The sequence below is a fragment of the Bradyrhizobium sp. CCGE-LA001 genome (assembly GCF_000296215.2).
Classification (GTDB): Bacteria; Pseudomonadota; Alphaproteobacteria; order Rhizobiales; family Xanthobacteraceae; genus Bradyrhizobium.
This window is the reverse complement of sequence record NZ_CP013949.1, coordinates 2,392,250-2,417,142: the sequence shown is the minus strand read 5'-3', so window position 1 is coordinate 2,417,142 and position 24,893 is coordinate 2,392,250. Positions and strand designations below refer to the sequence as shown.

Below are 24,893 nucleotides of genomic sequence, written 5' to 3'. Positions count from 1 at the left end.
CCCATGAGCGACTTCCGCGATATCCAGCACGGCGTCAACGATCCGGTCGGAGGGCTCGACGTCAAGCGTCAGATTAACGACAACCGCACGCCGCATGAGCGGGCGCAGCGCCATGCCGACGTGCGCGCCGACGCCACCGCCGTGCCGGCCGAGCCGTTCCTGCCCGAGCGGCTTCGACGCAAGCCGACCGATCCCATCAATCCGCGAACGGGACGCAATCCCACGGATTAGCCGTTAGGAACCTCGGCCTTTGCAGGGTGTTGATCGGCGCAATATGGCGCGGCGGATGGCCGCGCGATCAAGTGAAGGGACCGGACCATGAAACGTACCATCATCGCCATTGCTTGTTTGCTTCTCGCAGGCCCGGCATTGGCGCAATCCCTGGGCGAAAAGACCGGCGTCAATTCGGCGCTCGGTGTCTCGCCCTCCACGGAGGATTTCGTCAAGCAGGTCGCCATTAGCGACATGTTCGAGATCGAATCGAGCAAGCTCGCCGAGCAGAAGGGAAATGCGCAGGAGAAGAGCTTCGCGCAGCAGATGGTGACCGATCACACCAAAACCAGCACCGAGCTCAAGGGGCTGGTGAATGACGGCAAGGTCAAGGCGACCCTCCCGACCGCGCTCGACAGCTCGCATCAGAGCAAGCTCGACAAGCTCAAGAATGCGACAGGCAAGGACTTCAGCTCGGATTACAATTCCTACCAGGTCAGCGCCCATGAGGACGCCGTCTCGCTGTTCGAGCGCTACGCCAAGGGCGGCGACAACGCCGCGCTGAAGGATTGGGCCGGCAAGACGGTGCCGGCCCTGAAGCACCACCTCGAGATGGCCAAGGAGCTCGGCAAGGCGCCGAACGTCGGTCAGACCAAGTAACGCATTGCCGAGGGACGCCGGCGCGCCGGCGTCCTTCGTTTAGCAACGACAACCGTCTCCGCGCATTGAGCTTCGACCATCGCGGAGAGCATGATGTCAAATCCCAGCAACACCTCACTGTCCCGCCGGCACGTCGTCCACGCCGCGAGCGCAACGCTCGCGGCGGCTTCACTGCCATCCACAGCGAAAGGAGATACGTCCATGGCCGAGCAGGCGTTGATCGATCCCGTCAGCCGTTATCCGAAGCCGCCGTTCAAGAAACAGTCGCAGCCCTGGCCGGGACTTGCCAGCAAGATGGAGCCGCGACCGGATCATGGCGAGACCAGCTACAAGGGCTCTGGCCGGCTCGCCGGCCGCAAGGCCCTGATCACCGGCGGTGATTCCGGCATGGGCCGCGCTGCCGCAATCGCGTATGCGCGCGAAGGCGCCGACGTCGCCATCAACTATCTGCCCGCGGAAGAGCCGGATGCGCAGGAGGTGATCGCGCTGATCAAGAAGGAAGGCCGCACCGGAGTTGCGATTCCCGGAGACCTCAAGGACGAAGCCTTTTGCAAGCGGCTGGTCGAGCAAGCCGTGCAAGCCCTCGGCGGCCTCGACATCGTCGTCAACAACGCAGCGCGGCAGCAGACGCGCGACTCTCTCCTCGATGTCTCGTCGGAGGACTTCGATGCAACTATGAAGACGAACATCTACGCGCCGTTCTGGATCATCAAGGCGGCGCTGCCGCATCTCAAACCCGGCTCCTGCATCATCGGCACGACCTCTGTGCAGGCTTACGACCCCTCCCCAGAGCTCTACGACTATGCGCAGACCAAGGCGGCGACGATGAACTACGTGAAGTCGCTCGCGAAACAGCTCGGCCCCAAGGGTATCCGCGTCAACGGGGTTGCGCCCGGGCCAGTCTGGACTCCGCTCCAGGTCTCCGGCGGAGCGACCATGGAGAAGCTGGAAAAATTCGGTGGCATGACACCGCTCGGCCGTCCCGGCCAGCCCGTGGAGCTGGCTTCGATCTACGTGCAGCTTGCGGCGGCCGACGCCAGCTATGCGACAGGGCAAGTGTATGGCTCGGCCGGCGGATCCGGACAGCCTTAGCGAAGGCCACGGCGTCGGAACTCAGGAACCATCTTTGTCTCCCAGCCTTTACAAAACTGTCATGGAGGAAATGTCGCCGGCTGACCGATGGCTCTCGTAACCGTCAAACCCACGCGGATGGACACGGCGATCGCAGACGAGATCGCACACAACACCAACTCGGGGCTCGAGCAGGCCGCCCAGGCAATGACTTGGGGCGCCGACGAGCATGTGCTCGTCGCGCTGGCAACGGTGGGATGGCTCTACACCCGAATGCGCAAGCCGGAGAAGCGTCGGATCGCCGATCATGTCCTGATCGTATCGGTGGCCACAGCCGTGCTGCCGCATATCCTGAAGTCCCTGTTCGACCAGACGAGGCCGGACCGGCTGACGGCGAGCGGACACCGGCGCAGCGTTCCCTATTCGGGGCAACCTCACGATGCCTTCCCTTCAGGTCACGCCGTGCACATGGGCGCTCTCGCCTCGGCCGCCGGCCTGTTGCCGCCGGCTCCGCGCCGCCTGGTCCGCGCCACGGCCGTGACATTGTGCTTGACGCGCGTGGCGCTGCTCGCGCATTGGGCCAGCGATGTGGTGGCAGGCTTCACTCTCGGCGTGATCGTCGAGCGAGCCTTCAGGCCGTTCACGCTAGCAGGGTCGCGGCAGCGGGCACGGCCATGACGGAGTATCTCGTGCGTTTCGTTGCCGGTGGCCTGATCGTCTCCATGTTCGCGATCGTCGGGGACATGCTGAAGCCCAAGAGCTTTGGCGGGCTGCTCGGCGCCGCGCCCTCGGTCGCTCTCGCCACACTTGGCATTGCGGTCGTTCAGCACGGCCCGCACTATGCCGCGGCCGAGAGCTGGACCATGATCTATGGCGCGGTCGCCCTCGGCTGCTACAGCGTCGTCGTCTGCCATCTTCTGATGAGATTTCGTCTCGGAGCGCTGCCGGCGACCATCCTTGCATTTGTCGTTTGGCTTGCCGTCGCCTTCAGCCTGCTCGCCGGTTTCGGAGGGACCGCCTGATGCTGATCAAGCTGTCGACATCCGCGCTCAAGCAGACGCATTGGTACGAATACGCGGTGCGTTTCGTTCTCGGCGGCCTCGCGACTGTCGCGACAGGACTCATCGGCAGCCATTTCGGCATCGCGATCGGAGGCCTCTTTCTCGCCCTTCCCGCGATCTTCTGCGCCAGCGCGACGCTGATCGAAAGCCATGAGCGCCGCGCCAAGGAGAAAGCCGGCCTCAGCGGGCGAAGACGCGGACAACAGGCCGCGGCATTGGACGCAGCGGGCGCCGGCCTCGGAAGCATGGGCCTCGCAGCGTTCGCGGCGACGTTCTATATCCTGGTATCGACGAGCATCATCGGAGCCTTCGCCGCCGCCATCCTGGCCTGGGCCCTGGTGTCCGTGTCGTCATGGTGGATGCGGCGGAAGCTTCGCACTACCTCAGGCCACGCGCCGGCCCAACATGGGGCACGATCAGCGCGGAGCTGAAATTTCCTGCCGCAGCATCAGGAAGCCGTACATCTCGGCGGCAGTCTGGAGCTGTTCGAGGCGCGCAACGACGGACTCGCGCTGCTGCCCGTCCGGCAGTCTCGCGATCTCATGCTGGAGCCGCTGCCTCTGGGCGTCGAGGCGTTGCTCGAATGTGTGTGGCTCAGAGCGTCTTCGCATCGTCCGTCCTCGGTGGCTGCAGGCCCGGGCTGTTCGCCCAACGCTCGATGTCCTCAATGACCTTCTGAAGGCTCGGACGTACCGGCTTCTGGGTTTCCGCTTCTTCGGAAAGTTTGCGGGGTAACCTGACCTCGTCCGTCATGGCCTTTCTCCCTTTCCAGGGAAATGCACCAGCGTGCGAGTCGTTTCAATATTAACGCATTGATTTTGCTGTCCTTTCCTACTCACTTAGGGATTCTTCCGCCACTTGTGGAACTTACTTGGGGGTCGGCGGTTGAGTAAGCTACTCAACTTGCTCAATTTGCGTGATCGACCATGAACGACCTTCGCGCCGAGCGTCTTCAGGTCATGCTCTCGCCGGAAGAGCTGGCCGCCATCGATGATTTCCGATTCAAGCATCGCATGCCGACGCGAGCTGCCGCGGTTCGCGAACTGCTCAAGTTCGGCTTGGCCGCGGCGGGCGTCGATGCGGCAGCCGGCGTGAAGTCCAGCAGTTTTGGCGTATTCGGCCGCGGACCCGACGGACACATCCAGGGAGATCCAGAGGGCGAGGCCGAGAAATAATCCGCAGAGCCGTTCGCCCAAGCAAACGGCCCCGGCACAGGGGTGCCGAGGCCGTCCTTGGAGATTGCTTCCGGCGCACCGGGGGCATGACAACCGGAAGCAATCCGTCGACTCTTCGCGCGGGGATTCGTTCCTTGTGACGGCTACCCCGTAGCGTCGCTTGATCCGTCAGGCATCGCACCGGAGCCCGGCGTCTTGCTCTCGTCGTTCAGCTTGGGATCGCGCGTCGCCTCCCGCGTGGGCGAGCCCTTGGGATCGCTCTTGTGCACAGATTGCGCACGCTGCTTGTCGCGCGGCTGCTCCTCCCCCCGCTTGTCCTTGACGATACCGTGGTCGGAATGGGCCATGATCTGCTCTCGCCTCTCTTGATGTTCGAAGCGGTTACGCGCAGGCCCGTCGATTGTTCCGGTGCAGAGAGATCGCCGCTAACTGTGGGCCGCGTGGACCGCAGTCGATGCCTTTTCCAGATGCACCTGCCGTACCGTCGTGACCGTCGCGAACGCGACTGAAACGCCAAAAGCGAGGATCAGTGACACAAGAGCCAGACGTTGAGCCATTGCAAACCTCCTTCTGGAATCGAAAATCAATGCGATGGACCGTTCACGGATGATCCTGGACCGGTCTCTTGCATTCCGTGCGCGGACTCACACACGGCTGCACAGGCGCCTACCTGTCCTGCTTCTGGGGGAGATGGACCGTGAGCGGCGGGATTTCCCCGTCGAGCCAATCCTGTTCCTTCGCAAGCGCCGTCCAGGCGTCCGCCATGCGTGAATAGCGTTTGTAAGCGGGTCGCCCTTCCGCTCGCTCGGCGAGCTGAAGACAGTTGTCGGCGTTATCCCTGAAAATGTCAGACTGTTTCATGCAGAATGACGTGGGGACGGAACTCCGTGGTCGCAATGCCCTTACGACATCGTAACGTTCGGGAACTTGGCGTCTGATCGTTCGTTGATAGCGATGCGAATCTTTGTCGCGATCATCCTGGCATTCATCAGCTCCGCAGCACTTGCCGACAGCACGGGCGAACGTAAGCTTGGCGATCGCACGCCGCCGACCGCAACCGACGTCATCAGCGGCCTCTACGCCTTCAGCCGCTTCCAGCAAGGCCTGTTGGAAAGCACCGACCTGAAGGGCAATGCGGAGGTCAAGAATCTTGCCGCATTGCGCGCCGAAGAAGCGGCCAAGCGCGACAAGGCGCTCAAACAGATCCAGGAGACGATCGGTGCGGAGCCGCGCGCCAGCAAGACGGCGTCGGCCAGCGCAAGCCTGGTCGAGCCTGAAACTTCGGACGGACCCACCTACGTCAGAAGCTTTTACGCCTCGCAGATTCCCGAATATGAAGCGACCATCGAGCTGCTCGAACGTTATCTGAAGGCGCCGGACAATGCCGCGCTTGCAGCTTTCGCGCGCGAACAGCTGCCGCTGCTGCGCGCACAGGTCAAGGCCGCCGAGCGCACCATGGCGGACAAGTAGTTGCCTTTACTTCTCCTTCGGACGTTGCTGACTTTCCGGAAGCACCGTCCGGTTGCTCTCAGGCATCTTGTCCCGGCCTCCATCGCCATTGTCGTCCTTACCGCCGGAGGTCGAAGTGCCGCTGCCGCTGGGGTTCGACCGGTTGGCCGTCCCCGTGGTCGGCGTATCGGCACGGGGCGTCGCCGAGCTTGCGGCGGGATCGCCGGTCACGGCCCCACGACCGCTGGGCTCGCCGCCCTGGGCGAGGGCCGCTCCGGCAAACAAGATGGCGATAAGCGCAGCCAGTCCAGCTTTCATTTGCGTGCTCCTGTCTTTGCTGGCTAACCGTGGGGCTGCCGGTCCGTTCCGAGCGGCATAGGCGCCGCGGGGCCAAGGCCGAATCTCTGAACCTGACATGGAACCAACTCGGGGGATGGACGTTACTAACGTCGGGCTGAGCAAGGCAGGTTCCATATTCGCGCGCCGCACCTTGGCGCTTGATTTCGAATTAGGCTGACGCTCTATTTTGACCAAACGCGTACGCCTGGATTCGGCCGACGCCTGCGGGGGAATCAGTATGAGCGACCTCGATCCCGGAACTGCATCACGCTCCGGTCGTCGCGTCCCAAAGCCAAAAAACAGCGATATGTCGGACCCAGATTCCCGGGCGGAATTGCTGCTCGCCCTACAGGCGATGCGCAGCGGCGACTTCTCGGTGCGGATGAGCGGCGATTATCTCGGCATCGACGGCAAGATTGCCGACACTTTTAACGAAATCATCGCGGCCAACCAGCGCATGGCGCAGCAGCTCGAGCTGGTCGGCCAGGTAGTGGGGCGCGAGGGCAAGACCCGCCAGCGCGTCAAGTTCGGCCTCGCCTCCGGCTCCTGGGCCGACATGGAAGGCTCGGTCAACACGCTGATCGACGATTTGTTGTGGCCGACCCGCGAGGTGACGCGCGCGGTCGCGGCGGTGGCGCAAGGCGACTTGCTCCAGACCGTCAAGCTCGACGTCGACGGAAGGCCGCTGCGGGGTGAATTCCTGCAGTCGGCCAACATCGTCAACACCATGATCAAGCAGCTCGGCGTGTTCACCTCCGAGGTGACGCGTGTGGCGCGCGAGGTCGGCACCGAGGGCAAGCTCGGCGGCCAGGCCCAGGTGCCGGAGGTGACCGGCGTCTGGAAGGACCTCACCGAGAGCGTCAACTCGATGGCGAACAACCTGACCAACCAGGTTCGCAACATCGCCGAGGTGACGATCGCGGTCGCCAACGGCGACTTGTCGAAGAAGATCACCGTGGACGTCCGCGGCGAGATCCTTCAGCTCAAGGAAGCCATCAACACGATGGTGGACCAGCTGCGCTCCTTCGCCTCCGAAGTGACGCGCGTGGCGCGCGAAGTCGGCACCGACGGCAAGCTCGGCGGCCAGGCCATCGTGCCAGGCGTCGCCGGCACCTGGAAGGACCTCACCGATTCCGTCAACGCGATGTGCGGCAACCTGACCGCGCAGGTGCGCAACATCGCCAACGTGACGACGGCCGTGGCGCGCGGTGACCTGTCGCGCAAGATCACCGTGGACGTGCGCGGCGAAATTCTGGAGCTGAAGGACACCATCAACACCATGGTGGACCAGCTCAACTCGTTCGCCTCGGAAGTGACGCGCGTCGCGCGCGAGGTCGGCACCGAGGGCAAGCTCGGCGGCCAGGCCCAGGTGCCCGGCGTGGCCGGCACCTGGAAAGACCTCACCGACAACGTTAACTTCATGGCGTCGAACCTGACCGCGCAGGTCCGCAACATCGCCGACGTCGCCACCGCAATCGCCGGCGGCGACCTCTCCAAGAAGATCACGGTGAACGTGTCGGGCGAGATCCTTCAGCTGAAGGAAACGCTGAACACGATGGTCGACCAGCTCAACGCGTTTGCGGGCGAAGTGACGCGCGTCGCGCGCGAGGTCGGGACAGAAGGACGGCTGGGCGGCCAGGCCAACGTGCTCGGCGTCGCCGGCACCTGGAAGGACCTGACGGAGAGCGTCAACTCGATGGCTTCGAACCTGACCGCGCAGGTCCGCAACATCGCAGAGGTGACGACGGCGGTCGCGGGCGGCGACCTGTCGAAGAAGATCACGGTGGACGTGCGCGGCGAAATCCTCGAGCTGAAGGACACCATCAATACGATGGTCGACCAGCTCAACGCCTTCGCAGGCGAAGTGACGCGCGTGGCGCGCGAGGTCGGCACCGAAGGCAAGCTCGGCGGCCAGGCCGTCGTGCGCGGCGTCGGCGGCACCTGGAAAGACTTGACGGACTCGGTCAACTCGATGGCCTCGAACCTCACCGGTCAGGTCCGCAACATCGCCGAAGTCGCGACCGCGGTGGCGAAGGGCGATTTGTCCAAGAAGATCACGGTGAACGTGTCGGGCGAAATCCTTCAGCTGAAGGAAACGCTCAACACCATGGTCGACCAGCTCAACGCCTTCGCCGGCGAAGTGACGCGCGTGGCACGCGAGGTCGGCACCGACGGCAAGCTCGGCGGTCAGGCCCAAGTCACCGGCGTTGCCGGCACCTGGAAGGACCTGACCGACTCCGTGAACTCGATGGCCGGCAATTTGACCGCCCAGGTCCGTAACATCGCGGAGGTCGCGACCGCGATCGCCGGCGGCGACCTGTCCCGCAAGATCACGGTCGACGTCCGCGGCGAAATCCTGCAGCTGAAGGAAACGCTGAACACGATGGTCGACCAGCTCAACCGCTTCGCGGGCGAGGTGACGCGCGTTGCGCGCGAGGTCGGCACCGAGGGCCGTCTCGGCGGCCAGGCCAACGTGCCCGGCGTCGCCGGCACCTGGAAGGACCTCACCGACAGCGTGAACTCGATGGCGGGCAACCTCACCGCCCAGGTCCGCAACATCGCCGAAGTGACGACCGCCGTGGCGCGCGGCGACCTCTCTCGCAAGATCACCGTGGACGTGAAGGGCGAAATCCTCGAGCTGAAGAACACCATCAACACCATGGTGGACCAGCTCAACGCCTTCGCCGGCGAAGTGACGCGCGTCGCCCGCGAGGTCGGTACCGAAGGCAAGCTCGGCGGTCAGGCCGAAGTGCCCGGCGTTGCCGGCACCTGGAAGGACCTCACCGACAACGTCAACTTCATGGCCTCCAACCTGACGGCCCAGGTCCGCAACATCGCGGAGGTCGCGACCGCGATCGCCGGCGGCGACCTCTCGAAGAAGATCACGGTGGACGTGCGCGGCGAGATCCTGCTGCTCAAGGACACCCTGAACACCATGGTCGAGCAGCTGCGCTCCTTCGCCGCCGAAGTGACGCGCGTCGCGCGCGAGGTCGGCACTGAGGGACGGCTCGGCGGCCAGGCCGTCGTGCCCGGCGTCGGCGGCACCTGGAAGGACCTCACCGACAACGTCAACCTGCTCGCGGCCAACCTCACGACGCAGGTCCGCAACATCGCCGAAGTCACCACGGCGGTCGCGCGCGGCGACCTCTCGCGCAAGATCACCGTCGACGTGAAGGGCGAGATCCTCGAGCTGAAGAACACCATCAACACCATGGTGGACCAGCTCAACGCCTTCGCCGGCGAAGTCACGCGCGTGGCGCGCGAGGTCGGCACCGAGGGCAAGCTCGGCGGCCAGGCGCAGGTGCCCGGCGTGGCCGGCACCTGGAAGGACCTCACCGACACCGTCAACTTCATGGCCGCAAACCTGACCGAGCAGGTACGCGGCATCGTCAAGGTGGTGACCGCGGTCGCCAACGGCGATCTCAAGCAGAACCTCACCGTGAAATCGAAGGGCGAAGTCGCGGCGCTCGCCGACACCATCAACAACATGACCGAGACGCTCGCGACCTTCGCCGATCAGGTGACGTCGGTGGCGCGCGAAGTCGGCGTCGAGGGCCGCCTCGGCGGCCAGGCCAACGTGCCCGGCGCCGCCGGCACCTGGAAGGACCTTACCGGCAACGTCAATCTGCTCGCGGCCAACCTCACCTCGCAGGTGCGCGCGATCGCGGAAGTCGCGACCGCCGTGACCAAGGGCGACCTGACGCGGTCGATCCAGGTCGACGCCCGCGGCGAGGTCGCCGAGCTGAAAGACAACATCAACACGATGATCACGAATCTCCGTCTGACGACGGACGTGAACACCGAGCAGGACTGGCTGAAGACAAACCTCGCCAAGTTCACCAACATGCTCCAGGGCCAGCGCGACCTCACCACCGTCGGCCGGCTGCTGCTCACCGAGCTGTCGCCGCTGGTGAACGCTCATACCGGCGTGATCTACCAGGTCGAGAGCGAGGACAATCCGCAGCTCCTGCTGCTCGCGTCCTACGCCAGCGACGGCATCTACCCCTATCAGCGCGTGCTCCAGTTCGGCGAAGGCCTGATCGGCCAATGCGCCCTCGACAAGCGGCCCCGGGTGGTTGGCGACATTCCCTCCGACGTGGTGCCGATCAACTCGGCGCTGTTCCGCGTCGCGCCGAAGAATCTCGTGGTGCTGCCGGTGCTGTTCGAAGGCCAGGTCAAGGCCGTGATCGAGCTCGCTTCGCTCGTCTCCTTCACGACCTCGCAGATGACCTTCCTGGAGCAGCTCACCGACTCCATCGGCATCGTGCTCAACTCGATCGAAGCGACGATGCAGACCGAAGGCCTGCTCAAGCAGTCGCAGCAGCTCGCGGGCGAGCTCCAGACCCAGCAGCGCGAATTGCAGCAGACCAACGACCAGCTCGAGCAGAAGGCGCAGCAGCTCGCCGAGCGCAACGTCGAGGTCGAACGCAAGAACCAGGAAATCGAGCAGGCCCGCCGCGCGCTGGAGGAAAAGGCGACCGAGCTCGCGCTCACCTCGAAATACAAGTCCGAATTCCTCGCCAATATGAGCCACGAGCTGCGCACGCCGCTGAACTCGATCCTGATCCTCGGACAGCAGCTCACCGACAATCCGGACGGCAACCTTTCGGCCAAGCAGGTCGAATTCGCCCGCACCATCCACGGCGCCGGCACCGACCTGCTCAATCTCATCAGCGACATTCTCGATCTCTCCAAGATCGAGTCCGGCACCGTGACGGTCGACGCCGAGGAGATCCTGACCGCGAACCTGCTCGAGACCGTCGGGCGGCCGTTCCGGCATGAGGCGGACAACCGCAATCTATCGTTCAAGATCGACATCGATCCGAACCTGCCACGCAGCATCGTCACCGACTCCAAGCGCCTGCAGCAGGTCCTGAAGAACCTGCTCTCCAATGCCTTCAAGTTCACCGCCGAAGGCGAGGTGCGCCTCAAGGTGGGCGGCGCGCTCGGCGGCTGGGGCACGGATCACCCGGTGCTGAATTCGGCGCCGGCCGTGATCGCGTTCGAGGTATCCGATACCGGCATCGGCATCCCCCTGGAAAAGCAGAAGCTGATCTTCGAAGCGTTCCAGCAGGCGGATGCCGGCACCAGCCGCAAATATGGCGGCACTGGCCTCGGACTTGCAATCAGCCGTGAGCTCGCCAGCCTGCTCGGCGGCGAGATCCACCTGCGCAGTTCGCCGGGCAAGGGCTCGTCCTTCACGCTCTATCTGCCGCTAAAATATTCCGGCCCGACGCTCGCACCGCGCGCAGCACCTGCGCCCCAGCAGTACAACCAGCCGCCGGCGCTCCAGCCGGCCGCCCCCGACCAGCAGCAGCGCGTCATCGAGCAGCTTCCCGACGACCGGCTCAATCTCGAGCCCGGCGACACCATCCTCCTGATCGTCGAGGACGACCCGCATTATGCACGCGTGCTGGTCGATCTGGCGCGCGACAAGGGATTCAAGGTGCTGATCGCGGCCCGCGGCGCGGAAGCACTCGAGCTCGCCAAGCAGTACCAGCCGACGGCCGTCTCCCTCGACGTGTTCCTGCCGGACATGCTGGGCTGGACCGTGCTGAGCCAGCTCAAGCACAATCCGCTGACCCGCCACATCCCCGTGCAGATCATCACCCTCGACGAGGACCGCCAGCACGCCTTGGCGCGTGGTGCCTTCTCCTTCGTCAACAAGCCGACGACAACGGAAGGCGTCTCCGCCGCGCTGACGCAGATCAAGGAATATGCGCGGCCGCGGCGCAAGCGGCTCCTGATCGTCGAGGACAACGAGGCCGAACGGCTCTCGATCCGCGAGCTGCTGCACCACGACGACATCGAGATCGTGGCGACGGACACCGGTGCCGGCGCGCTTTCGACGCTGCGTGAGCAGCCGTGCGACTGCGTGGTGCTCGACCTCAGGCTGCCCGACATGACCGGCTTCGAGGTGCTCGACCAGATCCGCAACGACGAGGCGCTGTCGAACATCCCGGTCGTGGTGTTCACCGGCCGCGAGCTCTCCGCGGAAGAGGATGCGGAACTGCACACCATGGCGCGCAGCATCGTGGTCAAGGGCGTGGAGTCGCCGGAGCGCCTGCTCGACGAGACCGCGCTGTTCCTGCATCGTGTCATCACGGAACTGCCGGTCGAGAAGCAGCGCATGCTGGAGAAGCTGAACAGTTCCGACGAGGACCTGATCGACAAGACCGCCCTGCTCGTCGACGATGACGCTCGCAACATCTTCGCGCTATCGAGCGTGCTGGAACGGCGCGGCATGAAGGTGCTGACGGCCACGACCGGCAGAGAGGCGGTCGCATTGGTCGAATCCAATCCGGAAATCGCCATCGTGCTGATGGACATCATGATGCCGCAGATGGATGGCTATCAGACCATGGGCGTGATCCGAGAGAATCCGGCCTTTGCGCGACTACCGATCATCGCGCTGACCGCCAAGGCGATGAAGGGCGATCGTGAGAAATGCCTGGAAGCCGGCGCGTCCGACTACCTCGCCAAACCCGTCAACACCGATCAATTGCTGCTTGCGATCCGCATGTGGCTGCACCGCTGAGTTGGATCCGCGAATGGACCACGAAAAGGTCAACATCCTGCTCGTCGACGACCAGCCCGCCAAGCTGCTCGCCTATGAGGTGATATTGAAGGACCTCGGCGAGAACCTCGTGATCGCCTCGTCCGGCCGCGAGGCGCTGGAAGTTCTGCTCAAGACCGAGATCGCGGTGATCCTGGTCGACGTCTGCATGCCCGAGCTCGACGGCTTCGAGCTCGCCGCGATGATCCGCGAGCATCCGCGCTTCCAGAAGACCGCGATGATCTTCATCTCCGCCATTCAGGTCAGCGACATCGATCGATTGCGTGGTTACGAGATGGGCGCGGTCGATTACGTTCCGGTGCCGGTCGTGCCCGAGGTGCTGCGCGCCAAGATCAAGGTGTTCTCTGAACTCTATCGCAAGACGCGCGAGCTCGAGCGACTGAACCAGGAGCTCGAAGACCGCGTCCGCGCACGCACCGCCGAGCTGGAAAACTCCACCGCCAAGCTGCGCGAAAGCGAGCAGCGCCGCAGCATGGCGATCGCCGCCGGCAAGATGGGCTCGTGGGATTGGGACTGGATCACCGGCGACTGGATGTGGGACGAGGGGCAATATCGCATTTTCGGCGTCAGTCCGGAGAGCTTCGAGGTCAATCCGGCCAACGTCCAGGCGTTGCTGCATCCCGATGACGTCGACCAGTTGCGCAAGGCGATCGCCGAATTCAACAGCGGCACGCGCGCCTATGAAACCGAATTCCGGATCGTGCGGCCCGACGGCGAGATACGCTGGTGCGTCGGCACGGCGGCCGCCACGATAGATGCCAACGGCCGCGTGGTGCGGGTGAGCGGCGTCACCGTGGACATCACGGAACGCAAGCGCGCCGAGGAGCGGCAGAATCTCCTCGCGCGGGAAGTCGATCATCGCGCCAAGAATGCGCTGGCGCTGGCGCAATCGATCGTGCGCCTTACCCGGGCCGACGAGGTCAAGGCCTATGTCAATGCCGTCGAGGGGCGCATCAATGCGCTGGCGCGCGTGCACACCATCCTGTCACTGTCGAGCTGGCAAGGCGCCGAGCTCTCCAAGCTGATCGAGGAGGAGCTTGCGCCCTATTCGCTGGGCGGCCAGATCAGGTTGGCAGGCCCCGAAGTTCAGTTGCTGCCGGCGACCGCCCAGACGCTGGCGCTCGCTCTGCACGAGCTCTTCACCAACTCGGCCAAATATGGTGCGTTGTCGACGCGGTCGGGGCGTCTCATGATCGCCTGGAAGGCCGAGGACGACCGCCTCACGCTGACCTGGGAGGAATCCGGCGGCCCGCTGGTCAGGACGCCGAAATCCCGCGGCTTCGGAACGCGGAGCCTGCTTGCGAGCGTCGAGTCCCAGCTCGGCGGACAGGCGCAATTCGATTGGCGTGCCGAGGGCCTGTTGTGCCGCCTGGAGGTGCCGTTGACACGCAAGACCGCGGCGAGCCCCGCACCCGGCAAGTTCGATGCCGCAGCTGCGGCCGAATTGCAGCGCGCCTCCGGCTAGCCGGACGCCGCGCCCGTCATGTGCTGCTCGGTCCGTGGATCGCGCGCAATGCGTCCTTCGAGCCAGGCTTCCGTTCGGGAGAGATCACGCAGCGCTCTGGCATAGCGCCGAGCTGCGCTTCGCTCCGCGCCACGGGGGAGCTTGCGCGCCTTGCGCAGAATATCCGCGGCGGCATTGCGATAGGCCAGCGAGCGGTACAGAAAGACTACCTTGCCCATATCGACTATTCCCGTGTTGATGGCGTTCATCTTCGCAAGCCCGGCATGAACGTCGGATGAAGCAGGCGATGACAATTCCTTCATTGGGATGGAACCAGCGAATACCGCGCGCGTTTGCATGTCAGCTCGGGACACTGTTCCATGCGCGCGAAAAAGTCGCCGGACCTGATCTCTCCCACTGGCCTCATCAAACTGATGACACACGCGCTGATGGGCGCAGCCCTCGGCCTCGCCTTCAGCCTGATACTCATTCTCTGCAATCCAGCCGTTACCAACCTGCTCAAGAACGGCGGAAGCCAGGCCGCCATCGTCTTCGTCCTCACCTTGGTGACGACCTTCACGATCGGCGCGACGCTCACCGGCGTCGTATTCATCCTGGAAGAGAACAAGCAATCTTGAAGCATCTGTGACGCTTGACGATGGCTTCGTCGGGAACTCCCGCGACGAAGCGCAGTTGGCCGCCTGCGTCAATTTAACTCAGGGAGTTCCCTTACATGAAGACGACCAAGCTCGCTCTCGCCGTGATGTTGGCAACCGGCCTTGCCGTATCGCCGTTCGCCGCGCAGGCGAAGTCGCACAAGGCAAAACATGGATCTGCGATGTCATCGTCGCAGACCACCGGCACCAACACCAAGACGTCCAAGGGCGCCGATCCCTCCGGTCAGGGCGGCTCTGGTCCGGGCTCGGACCAGGGCGGCACCATGACCAACAACAAAGGTGGCATGAGCAACAGCAAGTGAGCCCAGCGTAATAAGACGATCAGAAGTCCCGCGCTCTGCGCGGGACTTTCACGTGAGGCCTCTTCAGTATCGCACGATCACGATTCATCGCGACCTCGTCGCGCTCCCGCGCCACATGGTCCGCGCGCTGATCAGCGCATCACAGATGGCCTGCTTCAACTCCTCGATGCGCGCACGCCTTAGCTGCTTCGGATGTCAGTGATGTTAAGGCCGCGTGCCTTTTGCGAGACGATCGAGCTGCGCCCGCTTACGCGCGATGAGGAGCTGGGCCCCAGCATCATCGAGGCCCTCGCGCTGCAATTGCCGGATGGCAGAACCCAGTTCGAGAATCTCAGCGCGCAATTTCAGCATCCGGTAGTCGTCCGGGTCTTCCTCCACGCGACCCTCAATGTCTCAGCGGCGCGCCAATAGGCTCGCCGGCTTGTCCTTCGTCACCGCCTGGAGACGCGTCCGGCCGCGAACGTCAGGCAGGACATCGCGGCCCCCGGCCGCCTTCCATTCGTCGATGAGCAGATTGATTTTCCGGCGCAGATCGATCTGAGCCAGGGCCTGTTCGGTGCAGTCGCAGTCTCGATTGACAAGGTCGCGCACGGACGCCTCGACATCGGCCATCTCCAGCCTCAAGGCGCTGATTTTACGTCGAATTTCATTAATTCTGTTGTCCATGGCTTGTTAGAACAAAATAAGAACATATAGTCAAGTCACGATTTCCAGAACGGAGGAGCGACATGCAGGTTCAGGCCAAATATAACGCCAGGGTTTTCCTGAGCGAGCAGATGACCCGGGCGCAGGGGCTGAGATTGAAGCGGCTCAGCGAAGAGGCGTATCAGCCGGCACAATATGCACGCGATCTGTCCTCAGCCGAGGCTGCGCGGCGCATCGAGGTGCTGGAAGCCGAGATCGAGCTGGCGAATTCGTTCTAGGCGGCTGCCCGCCCAGCCGTCCCGTTACTCGCCTGACTTCGGAACCATGCCTGTGTGGAACGGTTCTCCCCCGGCCAAGGGAGAACAGGCATGGCACGCAAGGCAAAGAAGCGCCGCTACTCACGCAGCTCCGGCAGCGACGTCGAAAGCGAGATGCGGCGCTACAAGAAGGGGACCGCGAAGAGCGGGCGTGGCGGTCGCGGCGGTCGCGTGAAGAGCCGCAAGCAGGCGATCGCGATCGGACTGTCGAAGGCCCGCAAGAAGGGCAAGAAGGTCCCGAAGAAGGCGTCCAAGCGGAAGACGTCCAAGAAGAAGACAGCCAAGAAATCTTCCAAGAGCAAGAAATCTTCCAGGAAGACGTCGAAGCGGAAGTCCGCCAAGCGCTCGCGCTGACTTCGGTCAGATCATGCTGCCCGGCATGAAGCAGCGGATCGAAATCCCGAACGCAGTCTTCACCGGCCACACCATGGTGCGGCCGGCGCGGTTCGGCTCGGTGATGACGGCTTCATCCGGCACGTCGATCCACTGCCCATCCAGCCTGACGCGGTAATGTCCGTCGCGCGATTCCCAGTCGGGATCGGCAACGGCAAAGCCGTCCGCATCCGAGCAGCACGGACCGAGATGGCTGCGCAAGCTGTCGAACCAGGGCTTCAGGGGAGAGTTCGCATAGCGGCCGTCATCGCGCCCGAGGGCGCTTGCAGTCGGCAGCACGAACGACGCCACCAACAGCGCCGTCATCAGCGAGAGCTTCAATCGATCCATGTCGGCACCGATCAAATGCGAACCACCGGCCAGTTCCACAAAGCGGCGGGACGGTTCGAAGTTCCACGCTTGCGACCCGCCTCCGCGGCGACATTGCCGCAGGGCACACGGGTGCTGCTCGAAACTGTGAGCGGCGAACACGGCTTTTTCGGACGAACCGGGTCATCCTCGCTGCCGTTAACGAGAATGTTATCGCCAACGTGATCTCGATCGCACACAGGAAAGGCGGCCCGAGGGCCGCCTTTTTGTATGAGTACCGATGAAGCTGCGTCTCTACGCGAGTGAGACCGCGACGAACCGGGTCGCATCCGCGCTTTTGACCTGCAACAGCACGCTGCGCTTGCCGGACGATTTGGCCTGAGCCAGCTCCGAACGAACCTCGCCGACATTGCTGACGGCCTTGCCGCCGACATTGAGGATGACGTCGCCTGTCTGGATGCCTCGCTGCGCCGCCGGCCCTTCCGGATCGACCTCGGTGACGACGACGCCCTTCTGTCCGGCGCCCTGAACCTCGCCGGCCGGCGCCAGACCGAGCCCGAGACGCGGCGTGCCGGTGTCAGGCTGCACCTTGTCGCTATCCCGACCTTTTCCCTGAGCCTGCCGTTCGTTCGGCAGCTCGCCGAGCTCCAGCGTCACCGTCTTGCTCTCGCCCTTGTGGATGACGTCGAGCTTGACCGCGCTGCCGGGCGCCAGCGTGGCGATGGTGCGGGCGAGATCGCGGGAATCCTTGATCGCGGTGCCGTTGACCGCGGTGATGACGTCGCCCGCCTCGATACCCGCCTTCGCCGCCGGACTGTCGGCTTGCGGATTGTCGACGATCGCGCCGCGTGCCTCCTTCAGGCCGAGGCTGTCGGCGATATCGGACGTCACGGGCTGCACCTGCACGCCAAGCCAGCCGCGGGTGACCGCCCCCTTGTCCTTCAGCTGCGCCACCACGAGTTTCGCAGTCGTAGCCGGAATGTCGAAGCCGATGCCGACCGAACCGCCGGAGGGCGAGAAGATCGCGGTATTCACACCGATCACGTTGCCGTTCATGTCGAAGGCCGGACCGCCGGAATTGCCCTTGTTGATCGGCGCGTCGATCTGGATGAAGTCGTCATAGGGACCATTGCCGATGTCGCGGCCGCTGGCCGAGACGATACCTGCGGTCACGGTGCCGCCGAGGCCGAAGGGATTGCCGACGGCGACGACCCAATCGCCGATGCGCGGCTTCTGGTCGGAGAATTTGACGAACGGAAAATCCTTCTTGCCGTCGACCTTGATCAGCGCAAGATCGGTCTTCGGATCGGTGCCGACGACCTTGGCCTTGTAGGTGGTGCCGTCGTCCATGGTCACCTGCACGGATTCGGCGTGATCGACCACGTGGTTGTTGGTGACGGCATAGCCATCGGCCGAGATGAAGAAGCCCGAGCCTTCACCCGTGATCATCTGGTGGCGCTGGCGCGGCATGCCGTTCATGCCGCCCGGGAAGCGGAAGCCGAACTGGCGGGAGAACTGGTCGAACGGCGAGTCCTCGTCCGAATCCATCCGGTTCTGTTGCAGCATCGCGCTCTTGTCGTTGTCCCGGTCGATCCTGACCCGCACCGAGATGACGGCGGGTTTGACCCTGGCCACGAGATCGCCGAAGCCTGGCGGGGTCCCGGCCGTCTCGGCGGCCTGGGCCGGCGCGACGAAGGAGGTCACGCCGAACGGCGAGGTGCCGGGCGCGGCCGCGAGCACGGCCACGCCTAGCGCGGCCACGGTGCCGAGCAGCGCCAGCCGGCGCGGCCTCAAGATCTTGCGGGTTGTGGGAATGTCGGAATTGACGCGATCGTTCATGTCGAAATGTCCATGTTGAGCAGGTGTCGCCTTGCACGCAACATGGGCGTTGGCACCTTACGGCGTCCCGTCCCCGCGATTAAATCTTGGCAAAGAATTGAAGGCGGGGCGCGGCGACGAAACTTGCCGCGGCATTCGACGCGGCTCGACGCGGATCCTTCATGCAGTGAAGTCAGCCGTCTCGCTGCCCGCGCGCCCGCCCGCGACGCCCCGTTCTAGGCCCGCTACCAGATCGTGATGCCATTGAGCTGAGCTGGCCCGACGCGCGTTACGCCGCGGCCGGCCTTTCCCATGCCTCGGCGTCAGCGGCGCTCTCGTCGCCTTGTGCATTGCACGCGTCGAAATGCGCCTTGAGCTCGACTTCCGCGAGATATTCGAAATGTTCGGCCTGGCCGAGGAGCTCCCAGTTCTGGAGCGGGCGATAGGCCGCTTGCTGACGACAGAGGGACGCCAGCGCGCGGTAGCGACGTACGTTCTCCATGAGACCCTCCCTCGCATTCACGGGGCTTATTGCTCAGATTTGCGTCAGGCCGATGGCGGCCATGCAAAAGTTTTGCTGCGCGCCGCACGCCCGAACTCCGTCGATTCCAGGAAGTGCCGGGACAAGCCAAAGTTCCAGTCGACGGCTCTCTCGCTTCCAAATTCCCGCCGCTGCCTGCCCGACCTAAGCGGAGAGGCGGCGCTCGACGGTCACGCCGACGAGGTCGAGATAGCGCTCGATCAGATCCGGCCGGCCGACCAGATGGCCCTGCATTTCCTCGCAGGCCTCGCGCGTCAGGAAGGCACGCTGCGCCTCCGTCTCCACACCTTCGGCAATGACGGGGATATTCAAGGCGCGCGCGAGGCTCAGGACTGCACGAACGATCTCGCCCGATTGCGGCGTCGCTTCGAGATTGGAGATGAAGCTGCGATCGATCTTGATCTTGTCGAACGGGAACGACTGGAGATAGGACAGCGAAGAATAGCCGGTGCCGAAATCGTCCATCGCGATGCGGATGCCCAGCGCCTTGAGCCGTCGCAGCAGATCAAGTGCGCCGTTGAAATCACCGATCAGCACGCCCTCGGTGATCTCGACCTCGAGCCGCGTCGGCGCGAGCCCCGTTTCCAGCAGGATCCGTTGGATCGACCCTTCGAGATCGCCGGCCTGGAATTGGACCGGAGAGAGATTGACCGCGACCTGCAACGGTCTTTGCCATGATGCCGCCTCGCGGCACGCTTCGCGCAGGATCCACTCGCCGATCTGGATGATCAACCCGTTTTCCTCGGCGAGCGGAATGAACTGGTCGGGCGGCACGAAGCCGCGCGTCGGGTGGTTCCAGCGCAGCAGCGCCTCGAAGCCGATGACCTCGCCCTCGATCCGCGCCTGCGGCTGGAAGTAGACGAGGAGCTCGTTCTGCTCCAGCGCCCGCCGCAGATCGTGCAGCAACAGCCGGCGGTCGCGCAGCTCCTGGTCCATCTCGGATTCGAAGGACCGAACCCTGCCCCTGCCCTCGCGCTTGGCGCGATAGAGCGCGGAATCGGCGTTGGCAAGCAGCGTGGCGGCATTGACGCCGTCATCCGGATAGAATGCGATGCCGACGCTGAGGCCGACATGGGAGAGATAGTCGTCGACCTCGAGCTCGTTGCCGACGGTCTCGACCAGTCGCTCGGCGAGCGCCAGCACGTTCTCGCGGCTGACCTCGTCCGGCATCAGAATCATGAATTCATCACCGCCGACGCGCGCAACGAAAGCGCCGTCGGCTTCGGCGGCAAGGCGATCGGCCGCCGCCCGCATCAGCATGTCGCCGACGGGGTGACCGAATACGTCGTTGACCTCCTTGAAGCGGTCGAGGTCGAGGCTGAGCACGGCAAAGCTGGTCGATGCCTCCTGCGCCCGCTCCAATCGTTCCTCCAGCGCGGCGTTGAAGGCGCTGCGGTTCGGCAGGTCGGTCAGCACTTCATGATGCGCGAGATGGCTGATCCGCGCCTGGCTCGCGATCCGTTCGGTGACGTCCTCGATGACGCCGACCAGATATTGCGGCTCCCCGTCGCTATCCTTGATCAGCATCTTGCGTGAATTGACGACACAGCCACGGCCTTTGACGCCCACTTCGAGCAGATGCTCCTCAAGGAACATCGGCATGCCGCTGGCAACAACGCGTCGATCCTGCTCATTGACCACGCGGGCGACTTCGGCCGGGAAAATCTCCTCGGGTGTTCGGCCCAGCATCTGTTCGCGCGGCATGCCGTAATAGTCTTCCCCGGCGCGGTTGAGCAGGATGTAGCGCGAACTCTTCGCGCATTTCGCGAAGACGGCGATCGGAACGTTTTCGACGATGATATCGAGGAACTCCTGAGTCCGCAGCAGATCTCGCTCGACCACACCCTGCGTGTGCGCGCGTGCCTCGATCATCCGCTGGCGGTCGCGATCGCTCGCCTCATAGGCAGCGCTGACGAACTCACCCAGCCTGACGACGTCGACCTGTCCAGCCGCGTCCGTGGCGCAGCGAAGCTGCTCGGCAAACAAGCGATGCATGCTCATAGCATCGTCTCGCGCCGCGTGCCTCATGCCCGCCAATGTACTGGATCCGCATCCCCACGCTCTCTCGCGTTCCTGGACCACAGACTGCGACGCACAGCCTTGCGCGAGGGTTAACCGAATCTTCGTGCCCAACTCGTTGGTTACTCACGCCTGAAGGCCTGTTGATTTTTCCGCGCTAACTCCCGTAGACGCCCGGACAAAGTGCCACGCCTTGGGACAACCGGCGCGTCGATCTATAGATCGCTTGCGCCTGCCGTAGTCTACCGGATACGGCCTCCGTCGCTGAGGCGCATCCGCTGTGCAGAACTGTCCTGCAACTTCGGAACCCGGCCGGCCTCGGCAGCGGTGCGAATGGCCGCGATATTGGCCGCGTATTCGGCGCCGCTCTTGCCGCGAAACACGGCAGAACCCGCCACCAGCGTATCGGCGCCCGCTGCGGCCACAGCAGCGGCATTGTCGCGCGTGATGCCGCCATCGACTTCGAGCCGGATCGGCCGGGCGCCGATCATGCTTTTGATCCGCGCGATCTTCTCCAGCTGGGACTCGAGGAAGGATTGGCCGCCGAAGCCGGGATTGACGGTCATCACCAGCACGAGATCGAGACGATCGAGCACATATTCAATGGCGCTTTCCGGCGTTGCGGGACACAAGCTCACGCCGGCCTTCTTGCCGAGCGTGCGGATCGCCTGGAGCGAGCGATCGAGATGCGGGCCGGCTTCGGCATGCACGGTGATGACATCAGCCCCGGCCTTCGCGAAAGCTTCGAGATAGGGATCAGCCGGCGCGATCATCAGATGCACGTCGAATATCTTCTTCGTCCGCGGACGGATCGCCTTGATGACGTCGGCACCGAAGCTGATGTTCGGCACGAAGTGCCCGTCCATGACGTCGCAATGGATCCAGTCGGCGCCGGCCGCGTCGATCGCCGCGACCTCTTCGCCGAGCCGCGCGAAATCCGCAGCCAGGATCGAGGGTGCGATGAGGATCTCTTTCGTCATGGCTTTGCACTCCGCGCGTCGGCGCCGCCGCTGAAGACACGACTCGCCAAAACGTCTATGGGATCGATGGTCTCGAGGTCGGCGATATCGAGCATGCGGTCAAGATCGGACACCAGGCGGTCGGCCTGCCGCAGGCGGATGCGGTCGACCGCGTTACGGATCGAGCGGGCGTTAGAGAAGAACGGCTGGGTCCGCCGCAGCGCGATGTACTTCTCGAACGCCTCGCGAGCCGCTGCCGAGAAGCGATAGCCCCGCTCCTTCAGCATCAGCTCGGCAATGACGAGCAGCTCGGCTTCGGCATAGTCCGGGAATTCGATGTGGTGCGCGATGCGCGACCGGAAGCCGGGATTGGAGGCGAAGAAGCTCGTCATGCGCTCGCCATAGCCGGCGAGGATCACGACCAGATCCTCGCGCTGGTTCTCCATCACTTGGAGCAGGATCTCGATCGCCTCCTGGCCATAGTCACGCTCGTTGTCGGGGCGATGGAGATAATAGGCCTCATCGATGAACAGCACCCCGCCCATCGCCTTCTTCAATATCTCCTTGGTCTTCGGCGCGGTGTGGCCGATATATTGACCGACCAGGTCGTCACGCGTCACCGAGATGACCTGCCCGCGCCGCACGAAGCCAAGGCCGTGCAGGATTTTTGCCATGCGCAACGCGACAGTCGTCTTGCCGGTGCCGGGATTGCCGGTGAACGACATGTGCAGCGTCGGCGGCGCGGAGGCGAGGCCCGCGCGCTGCCGGATGCGTTCGATCAACAGCAGCGAGGCGATCTGGCGCACGCGGCTCTTGACCGGCTTCAGTCCGATCAGCTCCTGCTCGAGTTGTTGCAGCGTGGCGGTGATCCCGGCCGCCTCAGCCTCCTTGCGGAGATCGAAACTGGTCTCGCCATGTTCGGTCGTCGATTGAGGAACATCGAGCATCGGCACCTCGAAGAAAAAGGCTTCGCCGCGGGGAGCGGCGAAGCAGTGGTCCGCCAAGGATACGGAGCAGGGAGCGCTCCGCGCGGAGGAGAACGATTCAGGTTGAGGCGTACGCGACCGGCTTGCGCACGGTGGTATAACGGATGGCGCGGCCGCCCACCTCCTGCCGCACCAGCTCGAACTCAGCTTCTTGAGGCGGACGGTTGACGAGGAAGGAGATGCGCACGGACTCCCAGCCATGGCTGGAATCGAAGCCGCTGATGCGGATGTAGCGGTCGCCGTACACCCTGCGGCATTCGGCGAGCTCCATCATCACGCCGGCGGCATCCTGGAGATCGAACATTGGCAGGCCCCACATCTCCCAATAGGTGTTGCGGGGATGCGGATCGTCGGTGAACTCGATGTTCACCGCCCAGCCATTGGCGAGGCAATACTGCACCTGCTTGGTGATCTGGTCGTCGGTCAGATCGGGCAGGAACGAAAAGCAGCCCTGGGTCAGTTTCATGGTCAAAGCTCCTCAGACGGTTTCCAGCGCCGTCGGCACGAAGTCCGGCGTGTCGGTGGATTGATAATTGAAGGTGACGTCCTTCCAGACATCGAGCGCAGACTTCAGCGGCGTGCAGGTCTGGGCGGCCTTGGCCAGGATCTCCGGGCCCTCGTGGACGTAGTCGCGGCCCTCGTTGCGGGCGAGGATCATCGCTTCCAGCGCGACGCGGTTGGCGATGGCGCCGGCCGCGATTCCCATGGGATGGCCGATGGTGCCACCGCCGAATTGTAGCACGACGTCCTCACCCAGGAGATCGAGCAGCTGATGCATCTGGCCGGCATGGATGCCGCCCGAGGCGACCGGCATCATTTTGTTCAGGCTCGCCCAGGACTGGTCGAAGAAAATGCCGTGCTCGAGCCTGGTCGGGTTGAACTCCTCGCGACAGACGTCGTAATAGCCGCGCGTGGTGTTGGGGTCGCCCTCAAGCTTGCCGACCACCGTGCCGGCATGGATGTGGTCGACACCGGCGAGCCGCATCCATTTGGCGATGACGCGGAACGAGACGCCGTGGCTCTTCTGCCGCGTATAGGTCGAGTGACCCGCGCGATGCAGATGCAGGATCATGTCGTTGCGTCGCGCCCACTTCGCCATCGACTGGATCGCGGTGTAGCCGATCACGAGGTCGACCATGACGATGACGGAGCCGAGCTCCTTGGCGAACTCCGCGCGCTCGTACATGTCCTCCATCGTTCCCGCGGTGACGTTGAGGTAAGTGCCCTTCACCTCACCGGAGGCTGCCTGCGCGCGATTCACCGCCTCCATGCAGTAGAGGAAACGGTCGCGCCAATGCATGAAGGGCTGCGAGTTGATGTTCTCGTCGTCCTTGGTGAAGTCGAGCCCGCCCTTGAGCGCCTCGTAGACCACGCGGCCGTAGTTGCGCCCGGAGAGTCCGAGCTTCGGTTTCACCGTTGCGCCCAGCAGCGGCCGGCCGAACTTGTCGAGGCGCTCGCGCTCGACCACGATGCCGGTCGCCGGCCCCTGGAACGTCTTCACATAGGCGACCGGGAAGCGCATGTCCTCCAGCCGCAGCGCCTTGAGCGGCTTGAAGCCGAACACGTTGCCGATGATGGAAGCCGACAGATTGGCGATCGAGCCCGGCTCGAACAGGTCGAGATCATAGGCGATGTAGGCGAAATACGAGCCTGGCGAGCCCGGCACCGGATCGACGCGGTAGCACTTGGCGCGATATTTCTCCGCGGCGGTCAGGCGGTCGGTCCACACCACGGTCCAGGTCGCGGTCGAGGATTCACCGGCCACCGCAGCTGACGCTTCGATCGGATCGACACCTTCCTGCGGCGTGACGCGGAACAGCGCGATGACGTCCGTGTCCTTTGGCGTGTAATCGGGCTCCCAATAGCCCATGCGCTTGTATTCCATCACGCCGGAGCGATAGCGCTCTTTGCCGCGGACCGTGCCTGCATGTGCGTTCATGT

At 64.0% G+C, this 24,893-nt stretch carries 30 protein-coding genes; 14 read left to right on the top strand and 16 right to left on the bottom strand.

All coding sequences use genetic code 11. The annotated features are described in order from the left end of the window. Positions 1 to 3 precede the first annotated feature (3 nt). The 6 genes from BCCGELA001_RS11380 to BCCGELA001_RS11355 all read left to right on the top strand — a co-directional run bounded on the left by BCCGELA001_RS11380 (position 4) and on the right by BCCGELA001_RS11355 (position 3,433). Complete coding sequence (locus BCCGELA001_RS11380) at positions 4 to 231, top strand: hypothetical protein (RefSeq protein ID WP_008551476.1); 228 nt, start codon at positions 4 to 6, stop codon at positions 229 to 231. Positions 232 to 318: 87 nt separating this feature from the next. Beyond that, complete coding sequence (locus BCCGELA001_RS11375; RefSeq protein ID WP_008551478.1) at positions 319 to 870, top strand: DUF4142 domain-containing protein; 552 nt, start codon at positions 319 to 321, stop codon at positions 868 to 870. A 201-nt stretch (positions 871 to 1,071) separates the two neighbouring features. Continuing rightward, complete coding sequence (locus BCCGELA001_RS11370; RefSeq protein ID WP_008551482.1) at positions 1,072 to 1,962, top strand: SDR family oxidoreductase; 891 nt, start codon at positions 1,072 to 1,074, stop codon at positions 1,960 to 1,962. Positions 1,963 to 2,049: 87 nt separating this feature from the next. Beyond that, complete coding sequence (locus tag BCCGELA001_RS11365; RefSeq protein WP_060735317.1) at positions 2,050 to 2,619, top strand: phosphatase PAP2 family protein; 570 nt, start codon at positions 2,050 to 2,052, stop codon at positions 2,617 to 2,619. Further along, on the top strand, positions 2,616 to 2,963 hold the full coding sequence (locus tag BCCGELA001_RS11360) for a DUF3147 family protein (RefSeq protein ID WP_008551495.1): 348 nt from the start codon (positions 2,616 to 2,618) through the stop codon (positions 2,961 to 2,963). The genes BCCGELA001_RS11365 and BCCGELA001_RS11360 overlap by 4 nt, the downstream gene beginning before the upstream one ends. Next, a complete protein-coding gene (locus BCCGELA001_RS11355) occupies positions 2,963 to 3,433 on the top strand; it encodes a DUF3147 family protein (RefSeq protein ID WP_008551497.1) in 471 nt (156 codons plus the stop codon). Before BCCGELA001_RS11360 ends, BCCGELA001_RS11355 begins: the two co-directional genes overlap by 1 nt. Here the strand turns inward: BCCGELA001_RS11355 and BCCGELA001_RS11350 are convergent. Then, the gene (locus BCCGELA001_RS11350; RefSeq protein ID WP_008551500.1) at positions 3,419 to 3,613 is read right to left on the bottom strand and encodes a hypothetical protein; all 195 of its coding nucleotides are present in this window, start codon (positions 3,611 to 3,613) and stop codon (positions 3,419 to 3,421) included. The genes BCCGELA001_RS11355 and BCCGELA001_RS11350 overlap by 15 nt on opposite strands. After that, positions 3,597 to 3,755 (bottom strand): hypothetical protein, encoded by a 159-nt coding sequence (locus BCCGELA001_RS38295; RefSeq protein ID WP_193409771.1) that lies wholly within the window; start codon positions 3,753 to 3,755, stop codon positions 3,597 to 3,599. Before BCCGELA001_RS38295 ends, BCCGELA001_RS11350 begins: the two co-directional genes overlap by 17 nt. Positions 3,756 to 3,928: 173 nt before the next feature. Here BCCGELA001_RS38295 and BCCGELA001_RS11345 point away from each other — a divergent pair, with 173 nt between their 5' ends. Further along, positions 3,929 to 4,177, top strand: coding sequence for a hypothetical protein (locus tag BCCGELA001_RS11345; RefSeq protein ID WP_008551502.1), 249 nt, complete (start codon positions 3,929 to 3,931; stop codon positions 4,175 to 4,177). 143 nt (positions 4,178 to 4,320) lie between these two features. On the opposite strand, the gene BCCGELA001_RS11340 is transcribed toward BCCGELA001_RS11345, so the two are convergent. Together BCCGELA001_RS11340 and BCCGELA001_RS38785 are read right to left on the bottom strand one after the other, a co-directional pair. Then, positions 4,321 to 4,524: a hypothetical protein gene (locus tag BCCGELA001_RS11340; protein ID WP_008551504.1), complete on the bottom strand. Its 204-nt coding sequence runs from the start codon at positions 4,522 to 4,524 to the stop codon at positions 4,321 to 4,323. A 319-nt stretch (positions 4,525 to 4,843) separates the two neighbouring features. Then, positions 4,844 to 5,038 carry a hypothetical protein gene (locus tag BCCGELA001_RS38785; protein WP_008551506.1) on the bottom strand — a complete coding sequence of 65 codons (195 nt, stop codon included), beginning with the start codon at positions 5,036 to 5,038 and terminating at the stop codon, positions 4,844 to 4,846. A gap of 93 nt (positions 5,039 to 5,131) precedes the next feature. Between BCCGELA001_RS38785 and BCCGELA001_RS11330 the strand changes: the two genes are divergently transcribed. Continuing rightward, entirely contained in the window at positions 5,132 to 5,647 is a 516-nt protein-coding gene (locus BCCGELA001_RS11330) for a DUF4142 domain-containing protein (RefSeq protein ID WP_008551508.1), read from the top strand. Between the two features lie 6 nt (positions 5,648 to 5,653). Here the strand turns inward: BCCGELA001_RS11330 and BCCGELA001_RS38135 are convergent, their stop codons facing one another. Then, the gene (locus BCCGELA001_RS38135; protein WP_008551511.1) at positions 5,654 to 5,944 is read right to left on the bottom strand and encodes a hypothetical protein; all 291 of its coding nucleotides are present in this window, start codon (positions 5,942 to 5,944) and stop codon (positions 5,654 to 5,656) included. A gap of 259 nt (positions 5,945 to 6,203) precedes the next feature. On the opposite strand from BCCGELA001_RS38135, the gene BCCGELA001_RS11320 reads away from it, so the two are divergent. Together BCCGELA001_RS11320 and BCCGELA001_RS11315 are read left to right on the top strand one after the other, a co-directional pair. Further along, positions 6,204 to 12,503: a HAMP domain-containing protein gene (locus BCCGELA001_RS11320; RefSeq protein ID WP_060735316.1), complete on the top strand. Its 6,300-nt coding sequence runs from the start codon at positions 6,204 to 6,206 to the stop codon at positions 12,501 to 12,503. A 13-nt stretch (positions 12,504 to 12,516) separates the two neighbouring features. Next, positions 12,517 to 14,007, top strand: a complete 1,491-nt coding sequence (locus BCCGELA001_RS11315; RefSeq protein WP_008551526.1) for an HWE histidine kinase domain-containing protein — start codon at positions 12,517 to 12,519, stop codon at positions 14,005 to 14,007. Here the strand turns inward: BCCGELA001_RS11315 and BCCGELA001_RS38780 are convergent. Then, positions 14,004 to 14,345, bottom strand: coding sequence for a hypothetical protein (locus BCCGELA001_RS38780; RefSeq protein ID WP_236840856.1), 342 nt, complete (start codon positions 14,343 to 14,345; stop codon positions 14,004 to 14,006). The genes BCCGELA001_RS11315 and BCCGELA001_RS38780 overlap by 4 nt on opposite strands. A 21-nt stretch (positions 14,346 to 14,366) precedes the next feature. Here BCCGELA001_RS38780 and BCCGELA001_RS11305 point away from each other — a divergent pair, with 21 nt between their 5' ends. Both BCCGELA001_RS11305 and BCCGELA001_RS11300 read left to right on the top strand, forming a co-directional pair. Continuing rightward, on the top strand, positions 14,367 to 14,624 hold the full coding sequence (locus BCCGELA001_RS11305) for a hypothetical protein (protein ID WP_008551530.1): 258 nt from the start codon (positions 14,367 to 14,369) through the stop codon (positions 14,622 to 14,624). 95 nt (positions 14,625 to 14,719) lie between these two features. Continuing rightward, a complete protein-coding gene (locus tag BCCGELA001_RS11300) occupies positions 14,720 to 14,965 on the top strand; it encodes a hypothetical protein (RefSeq protein ID WP_008551532.1) in 246 nt (81 codons plus the stop codon). Between the two features lie 204 nt (positions 14,966 to 15,169). On the opposite strand, the gene BCCGELA001_RS38290 is transcribed toward BCCGELA001_RS11300, so the two are convergent. Together BCCGELA001_RS38290 and BCCGELA001_RS11295 are read right to left on the bottom strand one after the other, a co-directional pair. Next, positions 15,170 to 15,343: a hypothetical protein gene (locus BCCGELA001_RS38290; RefSeq protein ID WP_008551534.1), complete on the bottom strand. Its 174-nt coding sequence runs from the start codon at positions 15,341 to 15,343 to the stop codon at positions 15,170 to 15,172. Between the two features lie 15 nt (positions 15,344 to 15,358). Continuing rightward, entirely contained in the window at positions 15,359 to 15,577 is a 219-nt protein-coding gene (locus BCCGELA001_RS11295; RefSeq protein ID WP_008551535.1) for a hypothetical protein, read from the bottom strand. Positions 15,578 to 15,693: 116 nt separating this feature from the next. Between BCCGELA001_RS11295 and BCCGELA001_RS11290 the strand changes: the two genes are divergently transcribed. Next, positions 15,694 to 15,888, top strand: coding sequence for a DUF3072 domain-containing protein (locus BCCGELA001_RS11290; RefSeq protein WP_008551538.1), 195 nt, complete (start codon positions 15,694 to 15,696; stop codon positions 15,886 to 15,888). Positions 15,889 to 15,978: 90 nt separating this feature from the next. Beyond that, positions 15,979 to 16,281: a DUF6496 domain-containing protein gene (locus BCCGELA001_RS11285; RefSeq protein WP_008551540.1), complete on the top strand. Its 303-nt coding sequence runs from the start codon at positions 15,979 to 15,981 to the stop codon at positions 16,279 to 16,281. 6 nt (positions 16,282 to 16,287) lie between these two features. On the opposite strand, the gene BCCGELA001_RS11280 is transcribed toward BCCGELA001_RS11285, so the two are convergent. From BCCGELA001_RS11280 to BCCGELA001_RS11245, 8 genes are all read right to left on the bottom strand, one after another. Next, positions 16,288 to 16,650: a hypothetical protein gene (locus BCCGELA001_RS11280; protein ID WP_060737607.1), complete on the bottom strand. Its 363-nt coding sequence runs from the start codon at positions 16,648 to 16,650 to the stop codon at positions 16,288 to 16,290. Positions 16,651 to 16,923: 273 nt separating this feature from the next. Next, entirely contained in the window at positions 16,924 to 18,468 is a 1,545-nt protein-coding gene (locus BCCGELA001_RS11275; RefSeq protein WP_060735315.1) for a Do family serine endopeptidase, read from the bottom strand. A gap of 268 nt (positions 18,469 to 18,736) precedes the next feature. Then, complete coding sequence (locus BCCGELA001_RS11270; RefSeq protein ID WP_008551558.1) at positions 18,737 to 18,949, bottom strand: hypothetical protein; 213 nt, start codon at positions 18,947 to 18,949, stop codon at positions 18,737 to 18,739. A gap of 183 nt (positions 18,950 to 19,132) precedes the next feature. After that, entirely contained in the window at positions 19,133 to 20,989 is a 1,857-nt protein-coding gene (locus BCCGELA001_RS11265; protein WP_060735314.1) for a putative bifunctional diguanylate cyclase/phosphodiesterase, read from the bottom strand. A 260-nt stretch (positions 20,990 to 21,249) separates the two neighbouring features. Next, a complete protein-coding gene (rpe, locus tag BCCGELA001_RS11260) occupies positions 21,250 to 21,987 on the bottom strand; it encodes a ribulose-phosphate 3-epimerase (RefSeq protein ID WP_060735313.1) in 738 nt (245 codons plus the stop codon). Then, positions 21,984 to 22,913: a CbbX protein gene (gene cbbX, locus BCCGELA001_RS11255; RefSeq protein ID WP_060737606.1), complete on the bottom strand. Its 930-nt coding sequence runs from the start codon at positions 22,911 to 22,913 to the stop codon at positions 21,984 to 21,986. Before cbbX ends, rpe begins: the two co-directional genes overlap by 4 nt. Before the next feature lie 97 nt (positions 22,914 to 23,010). Next, complete coding sequence (locus BCCGELA001_RS11250; protein ID WP_008566800.1) at positions 23,011 to 23,418, bottom strand: ribulose bisphosphate carboxylase small subunit; 408 nt, start codon at positions 23,416 to 23,418, stop codon at positions 23,011 to 23,013. A 12-nt stretch (positions 23,419 to 23,430) separates the two neighbouring features. Beyond that, a complete protein-coding gene (locus BCCGELA001_RS11245) occupies positions 23,431 to 24,891 on the bottom strand; it encodes a form I ribulose bisphosphate carboxylase large subunit (protein ID WP_060735312.1) in 1,461 nt (486 codons plus the stop codon). Positions 24,892 to 24,893 lie beyond the last annotated feature (2 nt).